Annotated in this window: 17 protein-coding genes; all 17 read right to left on the bottom strand. The window is 56.7% G+C overall.

All coding sequences use genetic code 11. The annotated features are described in order from the left end of the window. Positions 1–7: 7 nt before the first annotated feature. The 17 genes from recN to HOP44_RS02640 all read right to left on the bottom strand — a co-directional run bounded on the left by recN (position 8) and on the right by HOP44_RS02640 (position 16,111). Positions 8–1,738, bottom strand: a complete 1,731-nt coding sequence (gene recN / locus HOP44_RS02720) for a DNA repair protein RecN (RefSeq protein WP_172250322.1) — start codon at positions 1,736–1,738, stop codon at positions 8–10. 19 nt (positions 1,739–1,757) lie between these two features. After that, complete coding sequence (ahrC, locus tag HOP44_RS02715) at positions 1,758–2,207, bottom strand: transcriptional regulator AhrC/ArgR (protein WP_172200315.1); 450 nt, start codon at positions 2,205–2,207, stop codon at positions 1,758–1,760. Between the two features lie 53 nt (positions 2,208–2,260). Next, positions 2,261–3,124 carry a TlyA family RNA methyltransferase gene (locus tag HOP44_RS02710; protein ID WP_172250320.1) on the bottom strand — a complete coding sequence of 288 codons (864 nt, stop codon included), beginning with the start codon at positions 3,122–3,124 and terminating at the stop codon, positions 2,261–2,263. A 62-nt stretch (positions 3,125–3,186) separates the two neighbouring features. Continuing rightward, positions 3,187–5,091, bottom strand: a complete 1,905-nt coding sequence (gene dxs, locus HOP44_RS02705) for a 1-deoxy-D-xylulose-5-phosphate synthase (protein ID WP_172250318.1) — start codon at positions 5,089–5,091, stop codon at positions 3,187–3,189. A 219-nt stretch (positions 5,092–5,310) separates the two neighbouring features. Then, complete coding sequence (locus tag HOP44_RS02700) at positions 5,311–6,216, bottom strand: polyprenyl synthetase family protein (RefSeq protein ID WP_425501791.1); 906 nt, start codon at positions 6,214–6,216, stop codon at positions 5,311–5,313. After that, complete coding sequence (xseB, locus tag HOP44_RS02695) at positions 6,213–6,491, bottom strand: exodeoxyribonuclease VII small subunit (protein WP_216667478.1); 279 nt, start codon at positions 6,489–6,491, stop codon at positions 6,213–6,215. The genes HOP44_RS02700 and xseB overlap by 4 nt, the downstream gene beginning before the upstream one ends. Positions 6,492–6,498: 7 nt before the next feature. Further along, on the bottom strand, positions 6,499–7,860 hold the full coding sequence (xseA, locus tag HOP44_RS02690) for an exodeoxyribonuclease VII large subunit (RefSeq protein ID WP_172250316.1): 1,362 nt from the start codon (positions 7,858–7,860) through the stop codon (positions 6,499–6,501). Between the two features lie 15 nt (positions 7,861–7,875). Next, entirely contained in the window at positions 7,876–8,736 is an 861-nt protein-coding gene (gene folD, locus HOP44_RS02685) for a bifunctional methylenetetrahydrofolate dehydrogenase/methenyltetrahydrofolate cyclohydrolase FolD (protein WP_172250314.1), read from the bottom strand. Positions 8,737–8,798: 62 nt separating this feature from the next. After that, entirely contained in the window at positions 8,799–9,251 is a 453-nt protein-coding gene (nusB, locus tag HOP44_RS02680) for a transcription antitermination factor NusB (protein ID WP_172200326.1), read from the bottom strand. 281 nt (positions 9,252–9,532) lie between these two features. Further along, positions 9,533–9,766 (bottom strand): DUF2273 domain-containing protein, encoded by a 234-nt coding sequence (locus HOP44_RS02675; protein WP_172250312.1) that lies wholly within the window; start codon positions 9,764–9,766, stop codon positions 9,533–9,535. 12 nt (positions 9,767–9,778) lie between these two features. Then, a complete protein-coding gene (gene amaP / locus HOP44_RS02670) occupies positions 9,779–10,318 on the bottom strand; it encodes an alkaline shock response membrane anchor protein AmaP (RefSeq protein WP_172200332.1) in 540 nt (179 codons plus the stop codon). Between the two features lie 67 nt (positions 10,319–10,385). Beyond that, positions 10,386–10,805, bottom strand: coding sequence for an Asp23/Gls24 family envelope stress response protein (locus HOP44_RS02665; RefSeq protein WP_172250310.1), 420 nt, complete (start codon positions 10,803–10,805; stop codon positions 10,386–10,388). Positions 10,806–10,888: 83 nt separating this feature from the next. Then, a complete protein-coding gene (gene accC, locus HOP44_RS02660) occupies positions 10,889–12,241 on the bottom strand; it encodes an acetyl-CoA carboxylase biotin carboxylase subunit (RefSeq protein WP_172250308.1) in 1,353 nt (450 codons plus the stop codon). A 32-nt stretch (positions 12,242–12,273) separates the two neighbouring features. Further along, positions 12,274–12,744: an acetyl-CoA carboxylase biotin carboxyl carrier protein gene (gene accB / locus HOP44_RS02655; RefSeq protein WP_172250306.1), complete on the bottom strand. Its 471-nt coding sequence runs from the start codon at positions 12,742–12,744 to the stop codon at positions 12,274–12,276. Positions 12,745–12,929: 185 nt separating this feature from the next. After that, positions 12,930–14,183 (bottom strand): aspartate kinase, encoded by a 1,254-nt coding sequence (locus HOP44_RS02650; RefSeq protein WP_172250304.1) that lies wholly within the window; start codon positions 14,181–14,183, stop codon positions 12,930–12,932. A 247-nt stretch (positions 14,184–14,430) separates the two neighbouring features. Next, a complete protein-coding gene (gene efp, locus HOP44_RS02645; protein ID WP_172250302.1) occupies positions 14,431–14,988 on the bottom strand; it encodes an elongation factor P in 558 nt (185 codons plus the stop codon). Positions 14,989–15,040: 52 nt separating this feature from the next. Next, positions 15,041–16,111 carry a M24 family metallopeptidase gene (locus HOP44_RS02640; protein WP_172250300.1) on the bottom strand — a complete coding sequence of 357 codons (1,071 nt, stop codon included), beginning with the start codon at positions 16,109–16,111 and terminating at the stop codon, positions 15,041–15,043. Positions 16,112–16,170 lie beyond the last annotated feature (59 nt).

Below are 16,170 nucleotides of genomic sequence, written 5' to 3'. Positions count from 1 at the left end.
GACCGGCTTAAGAAGCGCGGCCGTTTTTGCTTTCTTCTGCAAGTTTCAGCATTTCCTGCGCATGATGCAGCGTTTTTTCCGTAATTTCGACACCGCCGAGCATCCGCGCAAGTTCCGTCACACGGCCTTCTTCGTCCAAGGCTTCAACCCGTGTCATCGTACGCTCGCCTTCTACCCGCTTTTCGATCAGATACTGCCGATCCGCCATACAGGCGACCTGCGGAAGGTGGGTGATCGAGAAGACCTGGCAGTCGCGGGAGAGCTTGACGAGCTTCTCGGCGATCGATTGGGCCGCGCGTCCGCTGACTCCGGTATCCACTTCGTCGAAGACCAGAACCGGCACTTTATCGTGGCGGGCAAAAATACTTTTGAGAGCCAGCATGATCCGCGACAGTTCGCCGCCCGAGGCAATCTTGCCCAGCGGACGCAGCGGCTCGCCGGGATTCGGCGAAATCAGGAATTCCGCATTGTCGACACCCTGACGGGTCAGGCGTACCCGCCGGCCTTCGAACTCGAAACCACGGGCGTCCTGGATCGGTTCCAGCTTAACCTCGATCGAGGTCCGCTGCATCTGGAGATCCTTGAGCTCGCCTTCGATCTGGCGGGCCAGATCGCGCGAACACTCCCGCCTCAGCGCGCTGAGCTCCCGCGCCAGACGCAGCGTCTTCTCGAGCTGCTTGTCGCGCTTGGCGGTCAGCAGCTCAAGACGCTCGTCTTTGTTTTCCAGCATATCGGTCTCCCGGTGAATCTGATCGTAATACGCCAGAATTTGCTCGACGCTTTCTCCGTATTTCCGCCGCAGTCCCGACAGCAGATTAAGCCGGTCTTCCACTTCTTCCAGACGTCCCGGGTTGAATTCGATATTCTCGCGGTAGTCCCGAAGTTGGAACGCCGCGTCTTCAAGCTGGTAAAAAGCATTGCGCAGCTGTTCCAGAATCGGCTGCATCGCTTTCGGATCGTAATTCTCGACGTCTTCCAGACTGGAAATAGCGGAACCGATCGCTTCGATCCCCCGATCTCCGTACAGCAGATTATATCCTTCGGAGACGGACTCCATCAGCTTTTCACTGTGTGCAAGTTTGGAACGTTCGTCCGCCAGCTCTAGATCTTCGCCCACTTTAAGCTTGGCGGCTTGAATTTCTTCGAGCTGAAAACGGTACATATCGAGCATTTGCAGCGATTTCTGACTGGTCTCGCGCAGTTCGCGCAGTTCTCTCTCCAGCTTGGCCAGCGCCGAATACTCCTGCTGATACGCCGCTTTGGCAGGAGCGATCGTCTCGCCTCCGTAAGAGTCGAGTAGGCCCAGATGGCTTTCCGGCCGCAGCAGCGATTGGTGTTCATGCTGGCCGTGGATATTGATCAGCTGCTCGCCCACTTCCCGCAGCATGGTCAGGTTGACCAGCTGTCCGTTGATGCGCGAGGTACTTTTGCCTTGTGCGGTCACTTCGCGCCGGATAACCAGATGCTCTTCCGAAGAAGCGGAAATACCGAGCTGCTCGAGCGTTTTCCAGACCGGATGCTCATCCGGAAGTTCAAACAGCGCTTCCATTTCCGCTTTGTCGGCTCCGTAACGAATCAGATCCGAAGAACCGCGTCCGCCCGAGATCAGTCCCAGCGCGTCGATCACGATCGATTTGCCGGCTCCCGTTTCTCCGGACAGCACATGGAATCCTTGATAAAAATGAACGTCGACAGCTTCGACGACGGCGAGATTCCGAATGGACAATGCAACTAGCATGCACTCACCTCAATAGAGTTTAGGAAATGAATCCCATAATTTGACCGATCACCGTCTGGCTGTTCTCGGGCTGGCGGCAGATCAGGAGAATCGTATCGTCACCCGAGATCGTTCCCATGATTTCCGACCATTCCATATTGTCGAGCAGCGCCGCAATCGAGTTTGCCGTTCCCGGCAGACACTTCATGACGACGAGATTGCCGGAATGGTCGATATGGACAAAATTGTCTACCAACGCACGTTTGAGCTTCTGTACCGGATTATAGCGCTGATCGGTCGGCATTGAATATTTGTACCGGCCGTCGTCGAGCGGAACCTTGATCAGAAGCAGCTCCTTGATATCTCGCGATACGGTGGCCTGCGTAACCTGAAAGCCCGCCGTACGAAGCGCGGCTACCAATTCATCCTGCGTTTCGATATCCCGGCTCGAGATAATCTCCCGGATTTTGATATGTCGTTGTCCCTTCATAGGACTCCCCCTCGGTCAGCAATAGTTATTAAACGTATCCAACACAAAGAAACTCACCGGTCGGTGGATGAGTTTCTTTGAAAAGTTCGAGCGGCTTCCGCCGCCGTATTTGACGCCAGTTCCCGAATACTTTCTTCGCCGAGCGGGACGCTTTCTCCTTCCGGCAGTTTCAGGTAAGCGAGAAATTCGACGTTGCCTTCTCCCCCGGTAATCGGAGAAAAAGTCAGTCCGCCGATCTCAAAGCCCAGCGCATTGGCAAAAGTCAGCACCTGATTCAGCACGTCTTCATGAACTTTGCGATCGCGCACCACTCCGGATTTGCCGACCTTTTCCCGGCCCGCTTCAAACTGCGGCTTAATCAGCGCGGCCACTTCGGCCGGACGCCGAAGCAGCTGGACGAGCGGAGGCAGAATCAGTCTGAGCGAAATAAACGAAACGTCGATACTTGCAAAATCCGGCTGGGGCCCCGTCAATTCTCCCGGGGTCATATACCGGAAATTGGTGCGCTCCATCACGTTTACCCGCTCGTCGTTTCGCAGCGACCAGTCGAGCTGATTGTAACCCACATCGATCGCGTAGACGTAAGAGGCTCCGTTTTGCAGCGCACAATCGGTAAAACCTCCGGTCGAAGAACCGATATCCAGCATCACCCGGTCTTTCATATCGATTCCGAACGTGGTCAGCGCTTTTGCAAGCTTCAACCCGCCCCGGCTTACATACGGATGGACCGCACCCTTGACATGCAGTGCGGCCTCCCGTGATACTTTCATGCCCGGCTTTTCGATGCGTTCGTTATCGGCAAAAACAAGGCCCGCCATAATGGCGGCCTTCGCTTTTTCCCTGCTTTCGTAATACGCCTGCTCCACGAGCAGAACGTCGATTCGTTCTTTTTCGATTTTCTCTTTTGGCTCGGCCATAATCAGGCTCTCTTTCTGTATGAAATACGCACGTCAGCAGCCGCTTCGCTTGAAACGAAGAATTACGAAGGCAGTCCCGTTTTGAGGGCCAGGCGGCTTCCCGTTACGCTCTCGCGTACGAGGTCCGCCGCATGTTCGGCTGTCAAGCCGGCTTCTTCCTGCTGCTCTTTGATGCTGCCATGCTCGATAAAGCAGTCCGGCACACCCAGAATGCGTACGTCGGCATGGGCGATTCCGCGGGACGCATAGAACTCCAGCACCGCTCCGCCCAGGCCGCCGGCCTGCGAAGCTTCTTCCATAACCAGAAGTTTGACGCCGCGGTCGGCCAGATCGGTCAGCATCCGCTCATCGAGCGGCTTCAGGAAGCGTGCATTGACGACACTTGCCTGGATTCCCGACGACTTCAACAGTTCGGCAGCCGCAAGAGCGGTTTGCACCATGGGACCTACAGCCAAAATCGCGCAGTTCTCGCCTTCGCGAACCGTTTCCCAGCTTCCGATCGGAATGCTTTTGAGCGTCTGGTCAAGCGGAACGCCAAGACCGTTGACCCGCGGATAACGGAAGCCGATCGGCCCTTTATCGTAATCAAGCGCCGTTTTCATCATATGGCGCAGTTCATTCTCGTCTTTTGGCATCATCAGCACCATGTTCGGGATATGGCGCAGGAAGGCAATATCATAGACGCCTTGATGCGTTTCTCCGTCCGCTCCGACAAATCCGGCCCGATCGATCGCAAACATGACGTTCGCGTTATGACGGCAGATGTCGTGCACGATCTGGTCGTAGGCGCGCTGCATAAAGGTCGAGTATACGGCGAAGACCGGTTTCATGCCTTCCATGGCCATGGCGGCACACAGGGTTGCGGCATGCTGCTCGGCGATCCCGACATCGATCATCCGTTTCGGGAATCTTGCGGCAAATTCCATCAATCCCGAACCGCCCGGCATAGCCGGCGTAACGGCGACGATCCGCTCGTCCTGTTCCGCGAGTTCGATCAGCGTGCGGCCGAATACTTCCGTATACATCGGATTGCCGGCCGATTTGAGCGTCTGGCCGGATTCGATCTTGTACGGAGAAATACCGTGCCATTTGTGCGAATCCGTTTCGGCGGGTTTGTAGCCTTTGCCTTTGGTCGTTACGATATGAACGAGTACCGGTCCGTCGATATGATCCGACTGGCGGAATGTCTCCATCAAGGTCGGCAGGTCGTGCCCGTCGATCGGCCCGATATATTTGAAGCCCAGTTCTTCGAACAAAACGCCCGGAACCATCATGTATTTGAGACTATCTTTGACTTTTTCGGCTGTCCGGGCAAGCTTGCCCCCGATTGCCGGAATCTTTTTGATCAGGGATTCCACGTCGTCTTTGGCCCGCAGATAATGACGGTCCGAACGGACGCGGCTGAGATAGTTGTGCATGGCGCCTACGTTCGGCGCGATCGACATCTCGTTGTCGTTGAGGACGACGAGCAGGTTTTTCTTCTCATGACCGATATGGTTCAGCGCTTCGAACGCCATGCCGCCGGTCAATGCGCCGTCGCCGATCACCGCTACCACTTTGTTGCTTTCGCCTTTGAGATCGCGCGCCATCGCCATGCCCATCGCCGCGGACAGCGACGTACTGCTGTGGCCGGCTTCCCAAACGTCGTGTTCGCTTTCCACGCGTTTGACGAAACCGCAGAGGCCTTTGTATTTGCGCAGGGTATCGAAACGGTCCTGTCTGCCGGTCAAAATCTTGTGCACATAAGCCTGGTGGCCCACATCAAAAATAAACTTGTCTTTCGGACTTTCGTAGCAATAATGCAGCGCCAACGTCAACTCGACTACGCCAAGGTTGGAAGCCAGATGGCCTCCCGTAACCGACAGCTTTTCGATCAAAAACTGACGGATCTCCTGGGCAAGCGGCGCCAGTTGATCGGACGGCAGCTTCTTCAGATCGCCGGGTTGATTAATTTGCGGAAGCAGCATATGTTATTCCCCGCTTTCCTTCATTTTCCTGAATTCGGTCTCGAACGATTTTGAATTGTGGCATCTCGGTGAACGCCGTAGTATGGGTTATTATATCGTTTTTCAGGAAACAAAGCCAATTCGAAGCTTCGGCTCCGATCCTGCCCGCTGCCGATTCTGCTGTTCTTCAATACCCGAGCAAGCGAGCGTCGAAACCGGATCGTTGGTGTTCGAGCCGATTTAACGGTCCCGTTCCACCAAATAATCGGCGATGGCAATCAGCGTCTCGGACGTGTGCAGGCCCGCTCCGAGGACAGCCGATTTGGCTTCCTCGCTGAGCCTCCGCACTTCTTCCTTCGACGAATCGATCCCCAGGAAATATGGATAGGTCACTTTTTCCATCTTGACGTCGCTCTGCGTTTTTTTGCCCAGTTTGTTCTCGTCGCCGATCAGATCGAGAATATCGTCTTGGATCTGGAAAGCCAACCCGATTCCCCGGCCGAACGTCTGCAGAGCGTCCAGCTGCGCTTGAGTCGCTCCGGCGCAGCGTCCGCCCGCAAGCAGCGAAAACATGATCAGATCGCTCGTCTTGTGCAGGTGGATATATTCGAGCCGCGCAAGATCGGTCGTGCCTTGTTCGCCTTCCATATCGGCCACCTGGCCGCCGACCATGCCGCGGGGTCCCGCGTACTCGGCCAGATCGGATACGATCGATACCGCCGCTTCCGCAGACAGCAGTCCGTCTTTGGCAAGGGTCGTGACTACATAAAAAGCATGCGTCAGCAGTCCGTCCCCGGCCAAAATCGCCATCGCTTCCCCGAACACTTTATGGTTGGTCGGTTTGCCGCGGCGCAGATCGTCGTCGTCCATCGCAGGCAGATCGTCGTGGATCAGCGAATACGTATGGACCATCTCGACGGCAGCGGCTACTCGGATCGCCGCTTGGCGGCTTCCGCCCAGGCTCTCGCAGGCCGCTACGACCAGCAGCGGACGCAGGCGTTTGCCGCCGGCATCCAGCGAATAGCGCATGGACTCCAGCAGTGCGGCCGGCATATCCCATTCGCCCGGAAACGCTTCGGCAAAATACCGATCCAAGTCGGAAGCGACTTGTTTGATATAGGGCTCAAGCTCGAATGCGCTGTTCAAAAGTCTTCCCCGCTTTCCGCTTCACCCGCAAAATTCCGGCGCCGGAGCTGACCGTCTTCTTCCACGATCGTTTCGATCTTGCGCTCCACCTGTTCGAGCTTCTGGCCGCACAGCTGAGACAGCTGCATGCCGCGCTGGAACAAATCGATCGCTTTCTCGAGCGGCACATCGCCTTGTTCCAGTTCGGAAACGATTCGCTCGAGCTGGTCCATCGCCTGCTCAAAGTTCAGTTCGGCGTTCACCGCCTGAGGGGATTGCCCTCCATCGGCTTGCATTCCGGTCTTATTGTCCACTTCGATTGGCCTCCTCCGTCGTTTGAATCACCCGGCAGTCCAGGCTTCCGTCGTTTACCCGGACGACAATCCGGTCGCCTTCGCTTACTTCATGTGCGGACTTGATCAGCCGCTGCTGGCTCTCGTCGTAGACCAGGCTGTATCCGCGCGCCATGACCTTGAGGGGACTGAGCGCATCAAGCTGTCTCACGCTGCCGAGCAGACGCTGGCGCCGGTCTTTGACAGCGGCGTTCATGGCGGCGTCCAAACGGCCGTCCAGGCCGCCCAGCTGGCGCGAAGCCAGCTGCAGCTGCGCGCCCGGATAGAAGCGCGACAGCCTGCCGTGCAGGCGCGCATGCTTGTCGCGGCCCGAGGCGAAGCGGGCTTCGGTCCGCGCCGTCAGGCGGCGCGTCAGCCCGTCGAGCCGCTGCGCGTGCGGCTGCAGGGCGCGCTGCGGCTGCCGCAGCACGGCGGAACGCTGCAGGCGCGCGAGGCGCTCGCGTTCCTGCGCAGCCCGGCGCAGCAGGGCGCCGCGCAGGCGCTGCTGCAGCACGGCGAGCCGCTGCTGCAGCTCGCGCCGGTCCGGCACCGCAAGTTCCGCGGCGGCCGTTGGGGTAGCCGCCCGCAGATCGGCGGCAAAATCGGAGATCGTAAAGTCGGTCTCGTGTCCCACGGCCGAGATGACCGGGATCGCCGAATCGTAGATGGCCCGGGCCACGATCTCTTCGTTAAAAGCCCACAGTTCTTCTAGCGAGCCTCCGCCGCGGCCGATGATCAACACGTCCGCTTCGCCCAGACGGTTCAGGATGCGAATCCCGCGCACGATCGACGCGGCGGCTTCTTTGCCCTGCACCAAAGCCGGATACAGCATAACGGGCACGCCGGGGAACCGGCGGCCGAGCGTGGTCAGAATATCCCGAACGGCCGCACCTGTCGGCGACGTAATTACTCCGATCGCTTTGGGCATGACCGGAATCTTCCGCTTGCCGCTTTCGTCGAACAGCCCTTCGGTCTCGAGCTTTTTCTTGAGCTGCTCGTAAGCCAGATAGAGGCTGCCGACACCGTCGGGCTGCATCTGGGTCAAATAAATCTGGTATTGTCCGTCGCGTTCGAACACCGAGACGCTGCCCTGCGCGATGACGCGTGTGCCTTCGCGCGGAATAAACGGCAGGCGTTTGTTGTGCGAAGCGAACATGATCGCCCGCACGCGGCTTCCGGCATCTTTTAGCGTAAAATACATATGCCCGCTCGAATGATGCGTGAAATTCGAAATCTCGCCGCGCACCCACACTTCAGGCAGCAGCGGGTCCGCTTCGAACTTCTGGCGGATATACCGGTTCAGCTCCTGGATCGACAGTATGCGCTGCTCCATACCCGAACCTCCCGCTTACGAAAGGCCGTGCGCGCGCTTGGCCGCAAGCAGCGTATTTTTCATCAACATCGTGATCGTCATCGGACCGACGCCGCCCGGTACCGGCGTAATCGGACCCGATACGGAGCTGGCCGATTCGAAATCCACGTCGCCGGCCAGTTTGCCTGTTTCCAGACGGTTGATGCCGACATCGATCACCACAGCGCCCGGCTTGATGTACGAAGCGTCGACGAAGTTGGCGCGGCCTACGGCAACGACCAGAATGTCCGCCTGGCGGGTCAGTTCTTTCATGTTCGCTGTCCGCGAGTGGCACATCGTTACCGTAGCGTCCTCGCGCTGAAGCAGCATCGAGACCGGCTTGCCGACGATATTGCTGCGGCCGATGACCACGGCATGTTTGCCGGACATTTCAATACCGGTATGCTTGATCAGTTCGATCACGCCTGCCGGCGTACAAGGAAGCAGGCTGTCATCGCCGATCATTAGATTGCCGACATTGACCGGATGGAAGCCGTCCACGTCTTTTTCCGGAGAAATGGCGTTAATTACCGCTTTTTCTTCGATATGGCCCGGCAGCGGAAGCTGCACGAGAATGCCGTTGATGTTCTCTTGTTCATTGAGCTTTTCTACAAGCGCAAGCAGATCTTCCTGCGAGGTATCGGCTTCGAGGCGATGAACTTCGGAATAATAGCCGAGGTCTTCGCACGCTTTGGCTTTGTTGCGTACATAGACTTGGGAGGCCGGATCTTCTCCGACGAGCACGACGGCGAGTCCAGGCACGCAGCCTTGGGCGACAAGCGCTTCGACCTCGGCTTTCAGGTTTAGGCGAATTTCGTCCGATACTTGTTTTCCGCTGATAATTTGGGCTGTCGTCATGTTTTTCTCTCCTTTAATATAAAAGTCTATATAAAATGCCGAATGAAAAAAGAAGCAAACGTTTATTTCAATTTCGTTTTCAGTTCTTCGGCGTCCTGAATCATTTTGCCGAGTACGCCGTTGACGAACTTGCCGGACTCGTCGGTACCGAAGTGTTTGGACAATTCGATCGCTTCGTTGACGGCTACCTTGGCCGGAACATCTTCGGCAAAGATCATTTCGTAAGCGGCCAGACGCAGAATCTGGCGGTCTACGCGCGACAGGCGGCTGATCTGCCACCCTTTGAGATACGTGCCGAGCAGATCGTCGATCGCCGCTTTGTGCGTCCACGTTCCGTTGACCAGTTCCAGCACATACTCGGCCAGACGGTCGGCATCTTCCAGTTTGACTTCGCCTTCGTTTTCGTCCCCGGCTTCCGAAATCAGCATCGACACGGCATCGAATGCCGCTACTTCGTTCATTTCCATTTGGTACAAGCTCTGTACCGCAAGTTCTCTTCCCAGTCTTCTTTTCATGGGTCCCTCCCGCAATCTGTTGTTCGTTCTTTGATCAATCCAACTGTTCTTGCACATGCAAAAACCTGTGAAACGCTTCTCCCGCCGGCAAAAGCTCCGCTGCTCGCGAAAAACGGGCCGGCCGGCCTTTTTTCAGGCCGTACCGCCCTCGTGTTCCGGCGAGAAACGCCGCCTGTCTTGCTCTCAAGACGGACGCAAGCCCTTTGTTATGCCCGGCGTAAAAACGTCTCACAGGCTTTCGCTCCATTTGGCAGTAAGCCCGGCAGTCCGTTCAGGTTCGGTTACCGAAACGGACGCCAGCGCTGCACGAGCCGATCGCGAATCTCGCTCCAGGGGAGAAGCGGTCCGGCGCGCAGATCTTTGCGCCTTCCGATCCCATACCCGAGCAGCGTCAGCAGCAGGACCACAAGCATGGGTCCGAATCCGGCCAGCAGATACAGGAGGCCGAAAAACAATCCCCAGGCCGTCCAGGCCAAACGGCCTCCGTACACGGCCCAGATTTCACTCCAATTCATCGGCGCTCACTCCTATTCCACCCGGCTTTTGAATGCCTGGGGCTGCACGACTCCCGCAATATAGACAGAAACCGAAGCCACCGGAATACCGGTGATTTCCTGCACGAATTCCTTGACGCCCCGCTGCACTTCTTCCGTCAGCGCCGGGATCGGATATTCGCCGTCGACGACCGTGCGGATCCGGACATCCAGCCCGGGCTCGGTCATGCGGATTCGCGTACGAGGCTCTTTGACGCCGCGTACGCGGGAAGCCGCCTTCAGGCATAAGTTCTCGATCGTTTCCACGGAGATCTGGATATCGCCCAGATCGGTCCGCTGATCGACGGAATGAAGATTGCCGCGGCTGCGCCGCAGCGAGACGAACAGCATGCGCAGGCTGATCAGGATCAGCACGGCCAATCCGGCGATGACCGCCGACAGGGTCGGCAGATCGAAGCGGAAATCGACCGGCATCCGGATCGAGCGGCTGAGCAGGAGGATGGCGAAAATACTCAGAATCAAAATCGTTATGCTGTATACGAACAGCAGCAGTCGGTCCACAATTTTTGCCACGTACAGCCAAGCCCCCTCAAAACGGTAGTAAACCCCGACTTTTCGGGTCGGGGGTTGGAAAAGAACGTTATTTCACCCGGGGCGTACCCAGTTCGAGCTCTTCGGACCGGTGTTCCACCGTTCTGGTCTTGAACTGCACGTCATGGACATGCACATTGACTTCGATCACGGACAATCCCGTCATCATTTCGATCGAACGCTTGACGTTGCGCTGAACCGCACCGGCCACTTCCGGCAGACGGGAACCGTATTCGACGATCACGGATACGTCGACTGCCGCTTCGCGCTGGCCGACTTCCACTTTAACGCCTTTCGACAGGTTTTTGCGTCCCAGCAGCTCGGCGATACCGCCGGCAAATCCGCCGCTCATGCCCGCGATCCCTTCCACTTCGATCGTAGCCAGTCCCGCGATCACTTCGATCACTTCGGGCGCGATCTGGATCTCGCCAATCTCCGTCCGTTCAAATTCTGTAGGTAAGCTGCTCATATTCGATACCATCCACCTTATGGATTATTTATTCCTTAAATATAGCATTTGCCGCCCGATGTGACAAACGGCGTTTGTCACGTTCAGACTTCGTTTTCCTCAAGGAATTTGATGTCGAAATCGCCGCGTACGAACGTGTCGTGATTCAGCAGGCGCTGATGGAACGGGATGGTAGTCGCGATGCCTTCGACGGCGAATTCCGCCAAAGCCCGCTTCATTTTGGCGATAGCCTGCGTGCGCGTCGGCGCCCAGACGATCAGCTTGGCGATCATGGAATCATAGAACGGCGGAATGGTATAGCCCTGGTAAGCCGCGCTGTCTACCCGTACGCCCGGTCCGCCCGGAGGCAGATAAAAGCTGATTTTGCCCGGAGCCGGCATGAAATTGCGGTCCGGATCTTCGGCGTTGATCCGGCATTCGATCGACCAGCCGTTGATCTTTACTTCTTCCTGGGTGAACGAGAGCGGATTGCCTTCGGCAACCGAGATCATTTCCTGAATCAGATCCACGCCGGTCACCATTTCCGTTACCGGATGTTCCACCTGGATTCGGGTATTCATCTCCATGAAATAGAAGTTTCCGTCGGGGCTGAGCAGGAACTCGAGCGTGCCCGCGCCGGAATAGTTAACCGCGTGGGCGGCACGTACCGCCGCCGCGCCCATCGCCGTCCGCACTTCTTCGGAGATGATCGAACAAGGCGCTTCTTCCACCAGCTTCTGGCGGCGGCGCTGTACGGAACAGTCCCGTTCGCCCAAGTGCACCGCGTTGCCGTGCTTGTCGGCGATCAGCTGGATCTCCACGTGCTTCATCCCGGTCAGGAATTTCTCCAGATAGACGCCGGCGTTGCCGAACGCTTTCTCCGCTTCCTGCTGGGCAGCCACGATCTGCTGGCGCAGCGTGTCTTCGTCTTCGGCCAGGCGAATGCCTTTGCCGCCGCCGCCCGCTGTCGCTTTGATGATGACCGGATAGCCGATGCCGCGTGCGATTTGAATCGCTTCGTCCAGATCTTCGACCAGGCCGTCGGAACCCGGAATAACCGGAACGCCCGCGCTTTGCATCGTCAATTTGGCTACTGCTTTGTCGCCCATCTTGGTGATGCTGTCCGGCGAAGGACCGATAAAGGTAATGTTGCACGATTCGCAAATTTCCGCGAAGTCCGCGTTTTCCGCGAGGAATCCGTAACCCGGGTGTACCGCATCGCATTCGGTCAGCGTCGCGATACTCATCAGGTTGGTGAAGTTCAGATAGCTGTCTTTGGAAGCTGTGGGGCCGATGCAGTAGGCTTCGTCGGCCAGACGGACATGCAGGGAATCCCGGTCGGCTTCGGAATATACCGCGACCGTCGAGATGCCCATTTCGCGGCACGCGCGAATAATCCGCACAGCGATTTCGCCGCGGTTGGCGATCAGAATTTTATTGAATTTCGTTGTCTCCAAATTGAAACGTCCTCCTTTCCTTTCGGGCTCGCTTATTCCGCTTTAACCAGGAACAGCGGTTGTCCATATTCGACCAGCTGACCGTTTTCGACCAGCACTTCCACGATCTCGCCTTTGACTTCGGCCAGCAGCTCGTTCATGAGCTTCATCGCTTCGATGATGCAGACGACGGATTTCTCGTTGACGCGGCTGCCTGCGTTTACATAAACATCGGCATCCGGCGACGGTGACGAATAGAACGTACCCACCATCGGGGAGACGATTTTATGTAAAGACTCATCCGGTGCCGCTGGAGCGGAAACCGCAGGAGCGGCCGTATTCGGCGCGGAAGCGGGTTGTGCCTGCGGCTGTTGTACCCATACCGGAGCCTGCATGGCCGACGCTTCGACGCGTCCGCCTTTGCGGATCACGACACGCGCGCCTTCCTCTTCCAATTCCAGTTCCTGAACCGACGTCCGGTCCAGCAGTTCGATAAGTTCTTTAATTTCGCTTATTTTAAACATTCGGGCACGCTCCTTAACATTTTCAGGCTTGTGCGGGCAAGATCATGCAGCGTTTTGTAAAAACGCGAGGCAAGCCGTTTAACTAACGTTATGTATTATATCACAACCTTACAAAATAAAAAGAGCGGGCTCCCCGGAGGGAGTCCCGCCCTTTTCGCCCTGCGGCAAACCCGCTTCGGGGATTTTTACCGCCGATCCTGGGGACCGCCGACAAACACCTGCTCTTGGGTATCCAGATTGTAGGCCGTATGCAGCGCCGCAATGATGTCTTTGACTTTCTCGCCTTCGATCACGCACGACACTTTGATCTCCGAAGTGCTGACCATTTTGATGCTGACTCCCTGGTCGGAGATCACGCGGAACATTTCCGCCGCTACGCCCGGATGGCTGACCATACCGGCGCCTACGATCGATACTTTGACCAGATCCGACTCCGAAGTCAGCTCGCGGTAAGGCACGCGTTCGCGGTTGTTTTCGATCACCTGAAGGGCACGTTCGACTTCCGAACCGTTCACGGTAAACGAGAAATCGGCTTTGCCGTCCTGCGATCCGCTCTGTACGATGATATCGACGTCGACCCGTTCCGAGGCCAGCGAACCGAAGACCCCGGCCAGCACGCCCGGCACGTCGGATACGCCCAGAATACTGATCCGCGCCACATTTTTATCGTAAGCGATCCCGCTTACCACCACTCCCTGTTCCATGCTCGACTCCTCCTCCACTACGGTTCCTTCATTATAATTAAAGCTCGAACGCACGATCAGACGGACGTTGTTGTGCTTGGCATACTCCACGGCCCGGGGATGCAGGACAGCCGCACCCAGGTTCGCAAGTTCCAGCATTTCGTCGTACGAGATCGACGGCAGCTTGCGTGCGCATTTGACGATTCGCGGATCGGTCGAATAGATGCCGTCCACATCGGTATAAATTTCACAGGCGTCGGCTTGAACCGCCGCGGCCAAAGCAACGGCCGTCGTATCGGAGCCGCCGCGGCCAAGCGTCGTGATCTCGCCTTCTTCGCTCATCCCCTGGAAGCCGGCTACAATCACGATTTTGCCTGCATCGAGCGCCTTCAAGACGCGATCCGGACGGATATTGAGAATACGGGCGCGGCCGTGATCGGCTTCCGTTTCGAAGCCGGCCTGCCAGCCGGTAAACGAAACCGCCTCGTGCCCGATCGCCTGGATCGCGATCGACAGCAGCGAGATCGAAATCTGCTCCCCGGTTGTCATCAGCATATCCATTTCCCGTGCCGGAAGATTGTCGCTCAACCTTTTGGCCGTATCGATCAGATCGTCGGTCGTATCGCCCATGGCCGATACCACGACGACGCAGCGGTGTCCTTCTTCTTTTTTCTCGGCCACCCGCTTTGCGACCCTCTGCATCCGCTCGGTATCGCCGACGGAACTGCCGCCGAATTTCATGACGAATAATGACAAAACGTGTTCACTCCCCCGCATGTTTCCGGAAATTCGCTTGGTCCTGCAATAGGACGGCTCCGGTCTATTTTATCGCTTTAAATGAGTATAATACGAAAACGCCCCTGGCTTCCATTGTTTTTTCCGTGCATTGTTTAGATTTTCCGACGTTCCTTTGCATAAAAAAACTCTCCGGGCCGCGGATGCGGTCGGAGAGTTTTGCCGGAAGCCCGCAGGCTCCGGCAGCATTCGTATTCGAAAAAAAACGTTATGCGCGGGAAATGTATTTGCCTTCGCGCGTATCGATCAGCAGAACGTCGCCTTCGTTGATGAACAAAGGAACCTGAACGCTGTGACCCGTCTCGAGCTTCGCGCTTTTGGAAGCGCCCGTTGCCGTATTGCCTTTGATGCCCGGCTCGGTTTCGATGACTTTCAGCTCAACGCTCGTCGGCAGGTTGATCCCGAGGATTTCGCCTTTGTAGCTGATGATGTGCACGTTCATGTTCTCGCGCAGGAATTTGAGTTCCCATTCGAGCTGGTCGCTGTTCAGCGTGAACTGATCGTAGGTTTCGTTATCCATGAACGTATGTTCCTGGGCGCTTGCATACAGATACTGTACGCCGCGGTTTTCGATCTGCGCGCGGCCGATCGTTTCGCCGGCACGGAAAGTACGCTCAACGGTATTGCCGTTGCGCAGGTTTTTGAGCTTGGAGCGAACGAATGCCGCGCCTTTGCCCGGTTTTACGTGCTGGAATTCGATAACGGTAAAGATGTCGCCGTCGACTTCGACGGTAAGGCCTGTTTTAAAATCGTTGACTGAGATCATAGAGGATTCCTCCTTGGAATAGTTGCCTGGTTGATGCCGATTCTGGTTTGCCTTATGCCAGGGGCAGAAGGAGAAGATCTTTGGTCGAAGAAGTGATAATCTCGATTCCCGTTTCGGTAATCACGATATCGTCTTCGATCCGTACGCCGCCGAAGCCCGGAATATAAATGCCCGGTTCCACGGTAACGACCATACCCGGTTTGAGAATGTCGTCGCTGAGCTTCGACAAACGCGGACTCTCGTGGACTTCCATGCCGAGCCCGTGCCCCGTACTGTGACCGTAGTTATCGCCGTACCCGTACGATGCAATGATATCGCGGGTAAGCGCGTCCGCTTCGCGGCCAGTCATGCCCGGGCGAATCTTGTCGAGGGCGTTCAGCTGGGCTTCCAGCACGATGCCGTAAACTTCGCGGTGCCGGTCGCTTGCTTCGCCGAGAACGACGGTACGGGTCACATCGGAGCAGTATCCGTTCAGCAGGGCGCCGAAATCGAACGTAATAAATTCGTTTCCTTGAAGAACGCGGGAACTGGCTACGCCGTGCGGCAGAGCCGAACGTTCGCCCGAAGCGACGATCGTGTCGAACGACGACGAAGTTGCCCCATTTTCGCGCATGAACATTTCCATCTGCAAATCGAGCTCGCGCTCGGTAACGCCCGAACGGATCTTCGTCAGAATATGACTGAAAGTCCGGTCGGCCAAAGCCGCCGCTTCACGCATGATGTTAAGTTCGCCCTCGTCTTTGAAAATGCGCAGGCCTTCCACAAGACCCGACACCGGAACGAGTTCGACGCCTTCCAGCGCTTCCCGGTAATTTTGGTACGTCGCAAATGTGACATGTTCCTGTTCGAAAGCGAGTTTGGACGAAGAGCCCAACAGTTCTTTAACCGTTTCCATCACTTTCGGCGCATGCTCGACCACTTTGAAATCTTTGGCCTGCTGCGGCGCCTGCGTCATATAACGGAAATCGGTCAGCAGGTAGCTGTCCGTTTCGGTAATTAACACATAGCCGGCGGAACCTGTAAATCCGGTCAGGTAACGACGATTAATGTCACTGGCCACAAACATCGCGCCGATGCCTTTGGCGGCCATCGCTTCGCGCAATTTGTTTACACGCTGCTGCATATTTTCTCCTCTTTCCCGGTGAACCTATTCAGTTCGTATTTTCCAGAACCTCAAGCGAA

It is taken from the genome of Saccharibacillus deserti (assembly GCF_013618475.1).
Lineage (GTDB): Bacteria > Bacillota > Bacilli > Paenibacillales > Paenibacillaceae > Saccharibacillus > Saccharibacillus deserti.
The sequence above is the reverse complement of the archived record's forward strand: the minus strand, read 5'-3'. Positions and strand labels throughout refer to the sequence as shown.

What these genes read in the sequence shown, in the direction of transcription:
- recN (WP_172250322.1), bottom strand. Translation starts at nt 1,738, where the DNA reads ATGCTAGTTGCATTGTCCATTCGGAATCTCGCCGTCGTCGAAGCTGTC.
- ahrC (WP_172200315.1), bottom strand. Translation starts at nt 2,207, where the DNA reads ATGAAGGGACAACGACATATCAAAATCCGGGAGATTATCTCGAGCCGG.
- HOP44_RS02710 (WP_172250320.1), bottom strand. Translation starts at nt 3,124, where the DNA reads ATGGCCGAGCCAAAAGAGAAAATCGAAAAAGAACGAATCGACGTTCTG.
- dxs (WP_172250318.1), bottom strand. Translation starts at nt 5,091, where the DNA reads ATGCTGCTTCCGCAAATTAATCAACCCGGCGATCTGAAGAAGCTGCCG.
- xseB (WP_216667478.1), bottom strand. Translation starts at nt 6,491, where the DNA reads ATGCAAGCCGATGGAGGGCAATCCCCTCAGGCGGTGAACGCCGAACTG.
- xseA (WP_172250316.1), bottom strand. Translation starts at nt 7,860, where the DNA reads ATGGAGCAGCGCATACTGTCGATCCAGGAGCTGAACCGGTATATCCGC.
- folD (WP_172250314.1), bottom strand. Translation starts at nt 8,736, where the DNA reads ATGACGACAGCCCAAATTATCAGCGGAAAACAAGTATCGGACGAAATT.
- nusB (WP_172200326.1), bottom strand. Translation starts at nt 9,251, where the DNA reads ATGAAAAGAAGACTGGGAAGAGAACTTGCGGTACAGAGCTTGTACCAA.
- HOP44_RS02675 (WP_172250312.1), bottom strand. Translation starts at nt 9,766, where the DNA reads ATGAATTGGAGTGAAATCTGGGCCGTGTACGGAGGCCGTTTGGCCTGG.
- HOP44_RS02665 (WP_172250310.1), bottom strand. Translation starts at nt 10,805, where the DNA reads ATGAGCAGCTTACCTACAGAATTTGAACGGACGGAGATTGGCGAGATC.
- accB (WP_172250306.1), bottom strand. Translation starts at nt 12,744, where the DNA reads ATGTTTAAAATAAGCGAAATTAAAGAACTTATCGAACTGCTGGACCGG.
- efp (WP_172250302.1), bottom strand. Translation starts at nt 14,988, where the DNA reads ATGATCTCAGTCAACGATTTTAAAACAGGCCTTACCGTCGAAGTCGAC.
- HOP44_RS02640 (WP_172250300.1), bottom strand. Translation starts at nt 16,111, where the DNA reads ATGCAGCAGCGTGTAAACAAATTGCGCGAAGCGATGGCCGCCAAAGGC.